The following is a 14,187-nucleotide window of genomic DNA, read 5'->3' as shown; positions in this document are numbered from 1 at the left end:
GCCCGTATCGTGAGATGCGGGCATTTTTTTGGTCGGTTACTTGGTCGATTGCTCAGTCTGCTGTGACAGATCGACCATCATTGAACTGCAACGCCGCCAGCCGTGCGTACAGCGGATTGCTGGCGATCAACTCCTGATGTGTCCCCACCGCTACCAGCTTGCCTTGATCCATCACCGCAATCCGGTCAGCGTTCTTCACCGTGGCCAACCTGTGGGCAATCACCAGCGTGGTGCGGTTTTCCATCAGCGTTGGCAGAGCTTGCTGGATCAGATGTTCGCTCTGTGCGTCGAGGGCGCTGGTGGCTTCGTCAAGGAGCAGGATCGGCGCGTCCACTAGCAAGGCGCGGGCAATGGCCAGACGTTGGCGCTGACCGCCGGACAACCCGAGGCCGCCATCTCCCAGATGAGTCTGATAGCCGTCCGGCATTTGTTCGATGAAGTCGTGGGCGTGGGCAATTCGCGCAGCTTCCTTGACCTGTTCAAGCGTGGCCATCGGGCAGCCGTAGCGAATGTTCTCCTCCACGCTGCCGAAAAACAACGCGGGGGTTTGCGAGACCAGGGCGAAACAGCGGCGCAGATCCAGCGGGTCAAGGCTGGTCAGCGGCACGCCATCGAGGAAAATCTGCCCCTCGCGTGGATCGTAGAAGCGCAGCAACAAGTCGTAAACCGTGGACTTGCCGGCGCCGGACGGCCCCACCAATGCCAGGGTTTCGCCCGCCCTCACCGTCAGACTCAAGCCATCAACTGCGTAGCTTTCCGGACGCGAGGGGTAGGAAAAGCGCACGTCGCGCAGCTCAAGTTCACCTTTGACTCGCGCTGGCAAAGTGACCAGTCCGGTCAACGGTGGCTGGATGATGTTTTCCGAACGCAGCAATTCTGCGATCCGCTCCGCTGCGCCAGCAGCGCGCTGCAGCTCGCCGATCACTTCGCTCAGCGTGCCGAACGCACTGCCGACAATCAGGCTGTAGAAAACGAACGCCGCCAGTTCCCCAGCCGAAATCCGCCCCGCCATCACATCCATGCCGCCGACCCACAACATCACCGCCACCGCGCCAAGCACCAGCACGATCACTAGCGTGATCAACCACGCCCTCTGGAAGATCCTCTTACGCGCGGTTTCAAACGCCTGCTCGACGGTAGAAGCGAAACGCTGCTCGTCCTGCACTTGATGGTTGTAGGCCTGCACGGTTTTGATCTGACCAAGGGTTTCCGACACATAGCTGCCAATGTCGGCGATACGGTCCTGGCTCTGGCGCGACAGATTGCGCACACGGCGGCCGAAAATCAGGATCGGCGCGATCACCAGCGGCAGTGCAATCACGACAATGCTGGTCAACTTCGGATTGGTGATGAACAGCAACACCACACCACCGATGACCATCAGCAGATTGCGCAGGAACAGCGAGAGCGACGAGCCGATCACCGATTGCAGCAGCGTGGTATCAGCGGTCAGGCGCGACTGGATTTCCGAGCTGCGGTTATCCTCATAAAAGCCCGGATGCAGATACACCAAGTGATTGAACACTTGGCGGCGAATGTCGGCGACCACGCGCTCGCCTATCCACGACACCAGATAGAAACGGGCAAAGGTGCCCAGCGCCAGTCCGAGCACCAGCAACATGAAAATCCCGATCGACTGATTGAGCAGATGCGGCGAACGGGTCATGAAACCCTGGTCTACCAACAACTTGATGCCCTGCCCCATCGACAAGGTGATGCCGGCGGTGACGATCAGCGCGAGCAGTGCGCCGAAGGCATGCCAGCGGTACGGCAGGAGAAAATGACTGGTCAGGCGCAGGGCACGCCGGTGTCGGGAAGAAAACATGGAGATCATGGAGTTCACGTCTGCGCAGATGGATCGGGCCAGCCTACAGACTCAGATGGGGTGGAACTCTGTAAATCACAATGAGTCAGGTTAAATATGCCCGGGATGTCCGGATGCTAGAAACGATTGGTCTAAGGTTGCGGTTGAGACGAGCGGTCATTTCTGTTTGAGTAGAGATGCCGCCCGCCGACAGACCGCAGGGAGTTGTCACAGCCTGGTCACGTGGCGGTTTTAACTTAGGCACACAACCTGATGAGGAGACAGGCCATGTCCTTGCAACACAGCAGCGAAGACAAGATTGAAGTGATCCGCACCAAACCCGACCAGTCTCTGGGTTGCTCGATTATCGATGAGCAGGGCCGCGAAGTACCGATCACTGAAGACATGATCCAGGACGCGTGCCGCGAACTGGAGAAGCGATTGGTCAAGCCTGCCGAACAAGAGTGATGTAGCCACCGTCTTCCTGACCCGGCCCTGAATGGCCGGGTTTTTTATATCTGTAATTTACTTGCGAATCGTGTAGGAGCTGCCGAAGGCTGCGATCTTTTGATCTTCAAAAAGCAAGATCGAGAGATCGCAGCCTCGTTTCACTCGACAGCTCCTACAGGACACGGGTTGCCCCCAGCGCCGCCACAATCTGCCGCAACAACGGCGACTCCCCTTCAATCCGCACCTTCAGCCCTTCGATCTCGCGTCGCACCGGATATTGCTTGCGCAACGCGTCAAACGCCGAGCGCTGCTCAGCGACATTTCCCACCAGGCTGCGGCGGAAATCCGCATCATCGCGGCGCGGGTCATACACGCCCCGGCACAACATCGCCAGCGCCCACGCCGGATCGCTGTCACCGTGCAGGGAAACTTCCGACAACCAGGTTGCTGACAGCAGATCGCTGAGCTGGATAGCTGCAGGTTGGCCGCTGAAAGCGCAGTAGGCCTGATAAATCTGCGCGGTCCCGCGTTGCTTGCCATCGAGGCTGTAACCGGCAATATGTGGCGTGGCCAATACGCAGAGTTCGGCCAACGCAGGGTCGACTTCCGGCTCTTTTTCCCAGACGTCGAGCACCGCTTGCAGGTCCTCGCGCTCCAGCAGCACCTCACGCAGCGCAACGTTATCCACCACAGGGCCGCGCGCCGCGTTGATCAGCCATGCACCCTGCTTGAGTTGCTGCAAACGCTGTTGATCGAACAGATGCCAGGTTGCAGAGTCGCCGCTGCGGGTCAATGGCGTATGCAGACTGATTACGTCGCACTGCTCGATGATCTGCTCAAGGCTGACATATTCGCCGCCCTCGGCAGCCTGACGCGGCGGATCGCAAACCTTGACGTTCCAGCCCAAGCCCTTGAGAACCTTGATCAAGCGCCCCCCCACTTCACCGGCGCCGACGACGCCGTAAGTACGCTGAGTTAGATCCGCGCCTTCGATTTCGGCCAGTGTCATCAGACTGCCCAGTACGTAGTCGACTACACCACGGGCATTGCAACCCGGCGCGCTCGACCAGCAGATCCCGGCCTCGTTGAAGTAATCGAGATCCAGATGATCGGTGCCGATGGTGCAGGTGCCGACAAAGCGCACCTTGCTGCCTTCGAGCAGCGCGCGATTGACGTTAGTCACCGAGCGCACCAGCAACACATCGGCCTGCTCAACCGTCGCGCGGTCAATGGAGCGGCCCGGCACTCTGCGGATGTCGCCGAAACCGGCAAAAAAAGCATCGAGCAGCGGGATATTTTCGTCGGCAACAATCAGCATGGCGGGCTCCTTGGGCGGATCGGCAGTTTAGGTGCTGACGCGTCGATCAGCCAGCAGGGTTTGCGCTTACAAATACGCAACAGAGGATATTTCCTGACCGAGGCGTCAGCGGCGTAGAATGCGCCGCTCTGCGCATCAATACTTTCTGGACGCTTTGCCTGTGAACCCTGTAACTGACCAACCTGTCGCCGTCTCGCTGAGCCGCCCTGCGCGGATTCGCCTGGAGTTGAAAAACCTGCTCGCCCTGGCCCTGCCGATCATCATCGCGCAACTGGCGACCACGGCCATGGGCTTCGTCGATGCGGTGATGGCCGGGCGCGTCGGCCCCAAGGACCTGGCGGCAGTGGCGCTGGGCAACTCGATCTGGGTTCCGGTGTTTCTATTGATGACCGGCACCCTGCTGGCCACCACACCAAAAGTCGCCCAGCGTTTCGGCGCCGGCAAGCACAGCGAAATCGGCCCGATCGTGCGTCAGGCGTTGTGGCTGGCATTGGTAGTCGGATTGATCGCCACCTCGATGCTGGTCGCCGCCGAACCGGTGCTGCATCTGATGAAAGTCGATCCCGAGTTGATCGGCCCGTGCATGCAATATCTGCACGGCATCGCCAGCGGCTTGCCGGCGGTGGCCTTCTATCACGTGCTGCGCTGCACCAGCGACGGCATCGGCCGCACCCGCCCGGCCATGGTGCTGGGCCTCTGCGGTCTGGCGCTGAACATCCCGCTGAACTACATCTTCATCTACGGCCACTTCGGCGTGCCGGCCATGGGCGGCGTCGGCTGCGGTTGGGCCACGGCGATCGTGATGTGGGTAATGGCGCTGGGCCTGGCCGGGTATGAACGCTGGGCACCGGCCTATCGCTCAAGCGAATTGTTCAGCCGCTTCGACTGGCCGCAGTGGGCGGTGATTAAACGTCTGCTGTCGATTGGTTTGCCGATCGGCATCGCGGTGTTTGCCGAGTCGAGCATTTTTGCCGTGATTGCGCTGCTGATCGGCAGCCTCGGCGCGACGGTGGTGGCCGGGCATCAGATCGCGCTGAACGTCAGCTCGCTGGTATTCATGATTCCCTATTCGCTGGGCATGGCGGTCACCGTGCGTGTCGGTCAGGCGCTTGGGCGCGAAGAACCGCGTGAAGCGCGCTTTGCCGCCGGAGTCGGCATGGGCACTGCGCTGGCCTACGCCTGCCTGTCGGCGAGCCTGATGCTGGTGCTGCGCGAGCCGATTGCGGCGATCTATACCGCTGATCCAACGGTGATTCACATTGCGGCGATGCTGATTGTCTATTCGGCGCTGTTCCAGTTTTCCGATGCAATCCAGGTGACCGCAGCAGGCGCACTGCGTGGCTATCAGGACACTCGGGTGACGATGATCCTGACTCTCTTCGCCTACTGGGGCATCGGTCTGCCGGTCGGTTATGCGCTGGGCCTGACCGATTGGCTCGGCGAGCCACGCGGTCCGAGCGGTTTGTGGCAGGGTTTGATCGTAGGCTTAAGCTGCGCAGCGTTGATGCTGTCGATTCGTCTGACACGCAGTGCGCGCAAGCGGATTCGAATCAGTCGTTCGGCGGGTTGATCACCCATAAAAAAAGACCTGCATTTGCAGGTCTTTTTTTGCCCTGAGTCAGGACTTCTTGCGAATCCAGTACAGATAGGTGCCGGCCTCTTCGTGCTGGCTGACCAGCTCATGGTCAAGAAACACGCAGAACTTGGGGATATCGCGCTTGGTCGAGGGATCGGTGGCGATCACCTTGAGCAGGCCGCCGGGTACCAGATCGCGAATGTGCTGGTGCAACATCATCACCGGCTCCGGGCAATTGAGGCCGGTGGCGTCGAGGGTGCCGTCGACCGGGGTATCGATCATTTCACTCATGGTTCACTCCAGAAACTGGCCGGCATTGTCGCGCATCGCCGGGATTATCGTCCAACCCATGTGGGAGCGAGCCTGCTCGCGAAGGCAATCCGTCAGTCAGCACATCGTTGGCTGCCCCACCGCTTTCGCGAGCAGGCTCGCTCCCACAGGTTCAGTGTTGTGTCAGCGCGATTTGGTTTTCCTGGTGTCGTGCCGGCGCAGATGGCAAGTCACTTCCTCGCGGTCGTGATATAGCTGCTTGCAGCCGATATCAACCTTGATCCCACGTGCCTTGAAACCATCGGCAATGCGCTCGAGCAGACGCTTCACTTCGGCATAACGCTGTTTCATCGGCAGCTTCAGGTTGACCACCGCCTCGCGGCAATGCCCCTCGCCGATCCACTCTTCCAGCATCGCCGCGTTGCGCGCCGGTTTCTCGACGATGTCGCAAACCATCCAGTCCACCGGCTGCTTTGGCTTGAAGGTAAAACCGTCCGCCATCAGATGCTGGACCAGCCCGGTTTCCATCAGGCTTTCAGCCATCGGGCCGTTGTCGATCGCCGTCACCAGCATGCCCCGGTTGACCAGTTGCCAGGTCCAGCCGCCCGGCGCGGCGCCGAGGTCGACGCCGGTCATGTCGCTGTGCAGGCGGTCTTCCCACTGATCACGTGGAATGAAGTGGTGCCACGCCTCCTCCAGCTTCAAGGTCGACCGGCTCGGCGCCTCGCGAGGAAACTTCAGGCGCGGAATGCCCATCGGCCACATCGCCGAATTGCCGGCATCGGCCATGCCGAGAAACACTTCGCGGCCACTCTTGAAGGTCAGCAACAAACGCGGCTTGCTGGCGTCTTCCACCAGTTTGCCAGCGGCGGTCAGCGCCTTGCGCAGGGGGCCTTCGAATTTTTTGCAGAAATTCGACAGTTCCTTGCCGTCATTGGTATCGACCACTTCCAGCCACAGACTGCCAAACACCGGGAAATCGGCCATGTGCGCGAGGATTACGCTGATGCGATCGTTTTCCGGCAGATCAATGAAAAAGCCCCGCGCCCACTGCCGAGGGAAGATCAATTCGGCGAAACGCTGACCGCGCATCAGGCGTTCGGCGCCGTCGGCTTCAGTGCAGACAAACTCGGCGCAGGCCGTGGCGGTTTTGGCTTTGGCGTAACCGGCGACATTGAGACGGGCGGCGAGATCGGAAATCTCCGAACAGACTTCGCCTTCGAAGCCGGGCCGGCAATGCATGAATAGGGTGTTCATTCTTACTCCTGGGCAACGGTCGATCATTCGACCGTTGCGCGATGCTCAAGCCTTGCGTTGCCGCAATGCCTGTCACGAAAACCGGCGCATGATAGCTGAAGTCGGAACCATGGTTGCGCCGATAGAGTCCAGTTATTAGCCAGCTACTCAAAACAGGGCTAGGTTTAATGCTCTGCCCGTCCCCTCAGTCCGTAGCCGTGCGGACTCAAAGGAGTGATCGTAATGCCGTCCCTCGATAGTCTGAAGTCACTGAAAACCCTACAAATCGATGCCACGACCTACCATTATTTCAGCCTGCCGGAAGCCGCCAAAAGCCTGGGCGACCTCGACAAGCTGCCGATGTCGTTGAAGGTACTGCTGGAAAATCTGCTGCGCTGGGAAGACGAAAAAACCGTCACCGGCGCTGACCTCAAAGCCATCGCCGCCTGGCTCAAGGAGCGCCGCTCTGATCGGGAAATCCAGTACCGTCCCGCCCGGGTATTGATGCAGGATTTTACTGGTGTCCCCGCCGTCGTCGATCTCGCCGCAATGCGCGCGGCGATGGCCAAGGCTGGTGGCGACCCGCAACGGATCAATCCGTTGTCGCCGGTGGATCTGGTGATCGACCACTCGGTGATGGTCGACAAGTTTGGCAGCGCCAGTGCGTTTGAACAGAACGTCGACATCGAAATGCAACGCAACGGCGAGCGCTATGCCTTTCTGCGCTGGGGCCAGAGTGCGTTCGATAACTTCAGCGTGGTCCCGCCGGGTACCGGCATCTGCCACCAGGTCAACCTCGAATATCTCGGCCGCACCGTCTGGACCAAAGACGAGGATGGCCGCACCTACGCGTTCCCCGACACGTTGGTCGGCACCGACTCCCACACCACCATGATCAACGGCCTCGGCGTACTCGGCTGGGGCGTGGGCGGGATCGAAGCGGAAGCGGCGATGCTTGGGCAACCGGTATCGATGCTGATTCCGGAAGTGATCGGCTTCAAACTCACCGGCAAACTCAAGGAAGGCATCACCGCCACCGATCTGGTGCTGACCGTAACGCAGATGCTGCGCAAGAAAGGCGTAGTCGGCAAATTCGTCGAGTTCTATGGCGATGGTCTCGCCGATCTGCCACTGGCCGACCGCGCAACCATCGCCAACATGGCCCCGGAATACGGTGCGACGTGCGGCTTCTTCCCGGTCGACGATGTCACGCTGGAATACCTGCGCCTGTCCGGCCGGCCGCCGGAAGTGGTGAAACTGGTCGAGGCCTACACCAAGGCTCAAGGCCTGTGGCGTCTGCCGGGTCAGGAGCCGGTGTTCACCGACAGCCTGGCTTTGGACATGGGCAGCGTCGAGGCCAGCCTGGCCGGACCGAAACGTCCGCAGGATCGCGTCTCGCTGCCGAACGTCGCGCAGGCCTTCAGTGATTTCATCGACCTGCAATTCAAACCCACCAGCAAGGAAGAAGGACGCCTGGAAAGCGAGGGTGGCGGCGGCGTAGCAGTGGGCAACGCCGATCTGGTGGGCGAAGCGGACTACGAATACGAGGGCAAGACCTATCGCCTGAAAAACGGTGCAGTGGTCATCGCCGCGATTACCTCCTGCACCAACACCTCCAACCCGAGCGTGATGATGGCTGCTGGACTGCTGGCGAAAAAAGCTGTCGAGAAAGGTCTGACGCGCAAGCCTTGGGTCAAAAGCTCACTGGCCCCCGGTTCGAAAGTCGTCACCGACTATTACAAGGCTGCCGGGCTGACTCAGTACCTTGATCAGCTCGGTTTTTCGTTGGTCGGTTACGGCTGCACCACCTGCATCGGCAACTCCGGGCCACTGCCGGAGCCGATCGAGAAAGCCATTCAAAAGGCCGATCTGACCGTCGCATCAGTCCTGTCCGGCAACCGCAATTTCGAAGGCCGCGTGCACCCACTGGTGAAGACCAACTGGCTGGCCTCGCCTCCGCTGGTCGTCGCCTACGCACTGGCTGGCAGCGTGCGCACCGACATCAGCAGCGAACCGCTGGGTGAGGATCAGCAGGGCAATCCGGTGTACCTGCGCGATATCTGGCCGAGCAGCCGGGAAATCGCCGAAGCGGTGAATCAGGTCAACACGGCGATGTTCCACAAGGAATACGCCGAAGTGTTTGCCGGTGATGAGCAATGGCAGGCCATCGAGGTGCCGCAAGCGGCGACTTACGTGTGGCAGGACGATTCGACCTACATTCAGCATCCACCTTTCTTCGACGACATTTCCGGCCCTCTGCCGGAAGTCAAAGACGTCAAAGGCGCGCGGGTCTTGGCCTTGCTCGGCGATTCAGTGACCACCGACCACATCTCCCCCGCCGGCAACATCAAGATCGACAGCCCGGCCGGGCGATACCTGCAGGAAAAAGGCGTGGAGCCGCGCGACTTCAACTCCTACGGTTCGCGTCGCGGCAATCATGAAGTGATGATGCGCGGTACTTTTGCCAACATCCGTATTCGCAACGAGATGCTGGGTGGCGAGGAAGGTGGCAACACACTTTACATTCCCACCGGGGAAAAAATGGCGATCTATGACGCAGCGATGAAATATCAGGCGTCGGGTACGCCGTTGGTGGTGATTGCCGGTCAGGAGTACGGCACCGGATCGAGCCGTGACTGGGCGGCGAAAGGCACCAATCTGCTGGGCGTCAAAGCGGTGATTGCGGAGAGCTTCGAACGTATTCACCGCTCGAATCTGGTCGGCATGGGTGTGCTGCCGTTGCAGTTCAAGCTTGATCAGAACCGCAAGAGTCTCAATCTGACCGGCAAAGAGACGTTCGAGATTCTGGGATTGACCGGCGTCGAGCTGAGGCCGCGGATGAACCTGCCGCTGGTTATCACTCGGGAGGATGGGCGTCAGGAGAGAATCGAAGTCTTGTGCCGCATTGATACGCTGAATGAGGTCGAGTACTTCAAATCCGGGGGGATCCTGCATTATGTGTTGCGGCAGTTGATTGCTTCGTGACGGGATGACATTCGCCCAGGCTGTGATCTTTTTGACCTGGCTTTTAAAAGCAGGATCAAAAGATCGCAGCCTTCGGCGGCTCCTACATTCAGGCGAAAAAAAACCCGCCGAAGCGGGTTTTTCCCAAGACCATTATCGACTCCCTGTCGGCAGCGATCCTTGCGATGGTCGATCGTCCATGATCCTGAAACACTCCCTGTGTCTCAGTTGATGTGTGTAGATTACCCAGTGGATCCAATCAGCAATAGTCGTAAAAGCTACCAACGCGTGTAAGACATTCGCCATACAAACACTTCCGAAAACCCCTAGGTCCGTCAGGCACCGCCGCTTTCACGAGCCCTGGCGCTTTCGGCGAGAAACTGTTCAAGCCTGCTCAACTGCTCCTCCCAGCCGCGACTGTCCATGTAATACGCCTCTTTCTGACGGATATCAGGGATGTGCGCGAAGCCGGACTCCGAGACCTTGAGTAGAGTGCCGTCCTCGAAGTCCTGCAGTTCGAATTTGACCAGCGTGGTCGGCTCTTGTGAGTAGTCGATCTTCGGGTTGACCGCGTACGGGTGCCAGCGGAAAGAAAACAACTGCTGCGGCTCGACCCGCTCGATCAGTACATTCCACAATACGTGTTCATAACCGGGGTACGTGACCTGGCCCTGCGTCCACTCACCGGCAATGAAGCGCCGGCCCTCAAGTGCCACGCCAAACCACTGGCCGAACGCCTCTGCATCGACCAATGCGCGCCAGACATGGGAACGCGACGCCTTGAGCGTGATCTTGCGTTCGAAACTGTTAGGTACTGGTTTCATACGTCACCTCCTGTTCTGAACACTAGGCTTGTATGACCACATGTCCAATGCGAAGTTGTATCCAGGCGCTGCAGGCATCGATTCGAGCAGACACATCCTGCGGTAGTTTGCGCTCTGTGATCGGCGCCGCTTGACCTGTTATCTTTCCAGCGAATCCGCAGAAACAAGGACGAATCATGCAGCCCTCTCTTGCCGATCGGTATCGCGGCGCCCTCCTCGGCCTGGCTTGCGGCGATGCGGTCGGCACAACAGTTGAGTTCCAGCCGCGAGGATCATTCCAGCCGCTGAGCGACATGGTCGGCGGTGGCCCGTTCCAGCTCAAGCCAGGGCAATGGACCGATGACACCTCAATGGCACTCTGCCTGGCCGAGAGCCTGCTGCGCAAAAACGGTTTCGACGCGGCTGATCAGATGGGCCGCTATCTCAATTGGTGGAAATGGGGATATCTGAGCTCCACCGGTGAATGTTTCGACATCGGCATGACCGTGAGCCAGGCGCTGCAACAGTATCAGCGAAGCGGAGAGCCTTTTGCCGGCTCGACTGACCCGTTGACAGCTGGCAACGGGTCGCTGATGCGGTTGGCGCCCATCGTGCTGTTCTATTTCCCCGATAATCGCCAAATACAGGCCTTTGCTGCCGACAGTTCGCGCACAACCCATGCGGCGCCGGAGGCAATCGAGTGCTGCCAATTGCTGGCTGATCTGATTGCACGAGCGCTTGAGGGTGCGGAGAAAACACAGCTTCGCCGGGCGCCACTGCTCAAGCTTTCCCAGCCCAAGGTGGTTGCGATTGCTCAGGGTGAGTACCTTCACAAAGCGGAAACTGAAATAAAAGGCAGTGGTTATAGCGTCCAATCGCTGGAAGCCGCTTTGTGGTGCTTTCACCATACGCAGACATTCGCCGAAGCGGTGTTGAAAGCAGCCAATCTCGGTGATGATGCGGATACAACGGCTGCTATCGTGGGTCAGTTGGCAGGTGCTTACTACAGCGCTCGGGCGATCCCCGAGCACTGGCTGGAGCGGCTGCATGAAGGCGAAGAAATCACCGCCACTGCGGATCGCTTGCTTGAGGCCTCCCGGCTACGTACATAACACTCGATACACTCTTTCCACTCGATACAGCGAGAACCTTATGTCAGTGCGTCTGCTTCTGGCCTCTGCGCCCTTTTTGTTTGCCCCTTTCGCCCATGCCGCCGTTGATTGTGCCAACGCCAGCGATCAGGCGACGATGAATCAATGCGCGGGGCAAGCCTTCAAAGCGGCAGACAAGGAACTGAATACGCTCTATCAGCAGATCACCGGACGCCTGAAGGACAACCCGGACGGAAAGAAGCTGCTGGTCAATGCGCAGCGGGCGTGGGTCAGCTTTCGGGATGCCGAGTGCAAGTTTTCGGCTTCTGGGGTGGCAGGCGGGAGTGTTTATCCATTGGTTTACAGTAGTTGTCTTACAGCCGTAACCAAGGCCAGAGTAGAAACCCTCAAGCAGTATTTGAAATGTGAGGAAGGTGATATGAGCTGCCCGGTACCGGGTGCGTAATCACAGGCTCCGCTTACGGAGCCTGTGCTGTGAACCGTTACGCCTCAGACGTGAGGATCGCCCGGCGCTTTGCTCGGCGCAGCGTATTGAGGTTTAAGGTGACCATCCTGATCGAGTAACCAGGCGTCCATGATCTGCCGCACTACTGGACCGGCAACACGACCACCCGCCTCGCCGTTCTCGATCATTACCGAGATGGCGATCTTCGGATGCTCGGCCGGTGCGAATCCTACAAACAGGGCGTTATCACGGTGGCGCTCCAGGGTTTTCTCGCGGTTGTAGCGCTCCCCTTGCTTGATCGCTACCACTTGCGCCGTGCCACTCTTGCCGGCGATGCGGTATTGCGCACCCGCAGCGGCCGCACGGGCAATACCTCGAGCATCGTGCATGACCATCTGCATACCGTGATTGACCTGCTCCCAATCGCGCGGGTCCTTGAGCAGGATATTGGGCATTGGATGTTCGTCGACCGGTGCTACACCGTCGACCGACTTGGCCAAGTGCGGCCGGTTCCATATCCCCTTATTGGCGATCAGGGCAGTGGCCTGGGCCAATTGCAGCGGTGTGACCTGCATGTATCCCTGGCCGATGCCGAGAATAACCGTCTCGCCGGGATACCAGGCCTGTCGCCGTGTAGCGCGTTTCCACGCCTGCGACGGCATCAGACCGGGGGACTCTTCAAACATGTCCAGCGAGACTTTTTCACCAAGGCCGAACATCGCCATGTAGTCGTGCAGACGATCGATGCCAAGCTTGTGCGCCAGGTCGTAGAAGTAGGTGTCGTTGGAACGCATGATCGCCGCGTCCATGTCCACCCAGCCATCACCGCTGTGGTTCCAGTTGCGATACTTGTGGTCGAAGTCCGGTAATTGGTAATAGCCGGGATCGAATACGCGGGTCTGCGGGGTCACGACGCCGGCGTCCAGACCAGCGATAGCGACTTCCGGCTTGATCGTCGAGCCCGGGGCGTACAGACCACGCAACACGCGGTTGAACAATGGCCGATCGATGGAATCCCGCAGCGCTGAATATTCCTTCGAACTGATCCCGGTGACGAACAGATTCGGATCGAAACTCGGATTGCTGACCATCGCCAGCACTTCTCCGGTGGACGGGTCGAGAGCTACCACTGAACCACGACGGTCGCCCAAAGCAGCTTCGGCGGCTTCCTGCAGTTTGACGTCAAGACTGAGGACGATGTTTTTACCTGGCACCGGATCGGTATGTTTGAGCACCCGCAGCACGCGGCCTTGAGCATTGGTCTCGACTTCTTCGTAACCGACATGGCCGTGTAACTGCGCCTCATAGAAACGCTCGATACCGGTTTTACCAATGGACTGCGTACCTCGGTACTCCACGGAGTCGAGGGTTTTAGCTTCCTTTTCATTGATCCGACCGACATAACCGATCGAATGAGCGAAATGTGCGCCGAGAGGATAGTGCCGGACAAACTGCGGTTCGACATCAATCCCCGGCAGGCGAAATTCGTTCACCGCCAGGACGGCGATCTGCTCTTCCGTCAGCTCATAAAACAGTGTGACCGGTGTGAATGGATGCCGGGATTGCTTCATCGCCTTGTCGAATACCGTACGGTCTTCAGCAGGCAAGTGCAGCAAGTTGATGACTTCGTCCAATTCTTGATTGACGTCGGTTGCACGCTCACGGGTGATGGTCAGGTTGTAGCTGGGACGGTTGTCGGCGAGTAATACGCCGTTGCGGTCGTAGATCAATCCCCGCGTCGGCGGTATCGGCAGGACATGGACACGGTTGTTTTCGGAGATGGTCGAGTGGTAATCGAATTCCACGACCTGGAGAATGTACAGCCGCACCACCAAAGCGCAGCTGATGGCGAACACGAACAGAGCACAGGCAATCAAGCGTTTGTTGACCAGCCTCGTCTCTTTTTCATGGTCCTTGATCGGGATTGGTTCAGGCATTTCTACAGCAACTCTTAGACGTAAATGAGTGCCGATCCGTGGGCAGGACATCAGTCCGTTAAAAAACGAGCTGCACCATACCAAAACTCGCCATCCACTTCAGGATGAATTTCCCCGGTGGCAGGCTAAAAACTTTCTCGCAGGCAAAACAAAACCCCAACTGCTTTCGCAATTGGGGTTTCGGAATTTAATCTTGACGATGACCTACTCTCACATGGGGAAACCCCACACTACCATCGGCGATGCATCGTTTCACTGCTGAGTTCGGGATG

The 14,187-nt window shown here is 58.9% G+C and carries 11 protein-coding genes; 5 read left to right on the top strand and 6 right to left on the bottom strand.

The features are described from left to right. Positions 1-52: 52 nt before the first annotated feature. Positions 53-1,834 (bottom strand): ABC transporter transmembrane domain-containing protein, encoded by a 1,782-nt coding sequence (locus tag CKW30_RS26115; RefSeq protein ID WP_177434240.1) that lies wholly within the window; start codon positions 1,832-1,834, stop codon positions 53-55. 258 nt (positions 1,835-2,092) lie between these two features. Between CKW30_RS26115 and CKW30_RS26110 the strand changes: the two genes are divergently transcribed. Beyond that, entirely contained in the window at positions 2,093-2,272 is a 180-nt protein-coding gene (locus CKW30_RS26110; protein ID WP_024013646.1) for a PA1571 family protein, read from the top strand. 154 nt (positions 2,273-2,426) lie between these two features. On the opposite strand, the gene pdxB is transcribed toward CKW30_RS26110, so the two are convergent. Then, entirely contained in the window at positions 2,427-3,572 is a 1,146-nt protein-coding gene (pdxB, locus tag CKW30_RS26105; RefSeq protein WP_095182354.1) for a 4-phosphoerythronate dehydrogenase PdxB, read from the bottom strand. A gap of 160 nt (positions 3,573-3,732) precedes the next feature. Here pdxB and CKW30_RS26100 point away from each other — a divergent pair, with 160 nt between their 5' ends. Further along, a complete protein-coding gene (locus CKW30_RS26100) occupies positions 3,733-5,142 on the top strand; it encodes an MATE family efflux transporter (RefSeq protein ID WP_095182443.1) in 1,410 nt (469 codons plus the stop codon). Between the two features lie 48 nt (positions 5,143-5,190). Here CKW30_RS26100 and tusA read toward each other — a convergent pair whose 3' ends face one another. Together tusA and rlmM are read right to left on the bottom strand one after the other, a co-directional pair. Beyond that, complete coding sequence (gene tusA, locus CKW30_RS26095) at positions 5,191-5,439, bottom strand: sulfurtransferase TusA (protein ID WP_016775503.1); 249 nt, start codon at positions 5,437-5,439, stop codon at positions 5,191-5,193. Between the two features lie 162 nt (positions 5,440-5,601). Continuing rightward, the gene (gene rlmM / locus CKW30_RS26090; RefSeq protein ID WP_041477361.1) at positions 5,602-6,675 is read right to left on the bottom strand and encodes a 23S rRNA (cytidine(2498)-2'-O)-methyltransferase RlmM; all 1,074 of its coding nucleotides are present in this window, start codon (positions 6,673-6,675) and stop codon (positions 5,602-5,604) included. 222 nt (positions 6,676-6,897) lie between these two features. Here rlmM and acnA point away from each other — a divergent pair, with 222 nt between their 5' ends. After that, the gene (acnA, locus tag CKW30_RS26085; RefSeq protein ID WP_095182352.1) at positions 6,898-9,639 is read left to right on the top strand and encodes an aconitate hydratase AcnA; all 2,742 of its coding nucleotides are present in this window, start codon (positions 6,898-6,900) and stop codon (positions 9,637-9,639) included. Between the two features lie 314 nt (positions 9,640-9,953). On the opposite strand, the gene CKW30_RS26080 is transcribed toward acnA, so the two are convergent. Next, positions 9,954-10,442 (bottom strand): SRPBCC family protein, encoded by a 489-nt coding sequence (locus CKW30_RS26080; RefSeq protein WP_016775506.1) that lies wholly within the window; start codon positions 10,440-10,442, stop codon positions 9,954-9,956. A gap of 176 nt (positions 10,443-10,618) precedes the next feature. Here CKW30_RS26080 and CKW30_RS26075 point away from each other — a divergent pair, with 176 nt between their 5' ends. Together CKW30_RS26075 and CKW30_RS26070 are read left to right on the top strand one after the other, a co-directional pair. Continuing rightward, entirely contained in the window at positions 10,619-11,533 is a 915-nt protein-coding gene (locus CKW30_RS26075) for an ADP-ribosylglycohydrolase family protein (protein ID WP_095182350.1), read from the top strand. Positions 11,534-11,573: 40 nt separating this feature from the next. Next, positions 11,574-11,978, top strand: a complete 405-nt coding sequence (locus tag CKW30_RS26070; protein WP_041477366.1) for a lysozyme inhibitor LprI family protein — start codon at positions 11,574-11,576, stop codon at positions 11,976-11,978. Positions 11,979-12,022: 44 nt separating this feature from the next. Here CKW30_RS26070 and mrdA read toward each other — a convergent pair whose 3' ends face one another. Then, positions 12,023-13,915: a penicillin-binding protein 2 gene (gene mrdA / locus CKW30_RS26065; RefSeq protein ID WP_056791554.1), complete on the bottom strand. Its 1,893-nt coding sequence runs from the start codon at positions 13,913-13,915 to the stop codon at positions 12,023-12,025. Between the last annotated feature and the right edge of the window lie 272 nt (positions 13,916-14,187).

Origin of the sequence: Pseudomonas sp. Irchel 3F6, from assembly GCF_900187595.1 — a bacterium.
GTDB lineage: Bacteria > Pseudomonadota > Gammaproteobacteria > Pseudomonadales > Pseudomonadaceae > Aquipseudomonas > Aquipseudomonas siliginis.
Note: the sequence above shows the minus strand (reverse complement) of the source record. Positions and strands in the feature narration are given on the sequence as shown.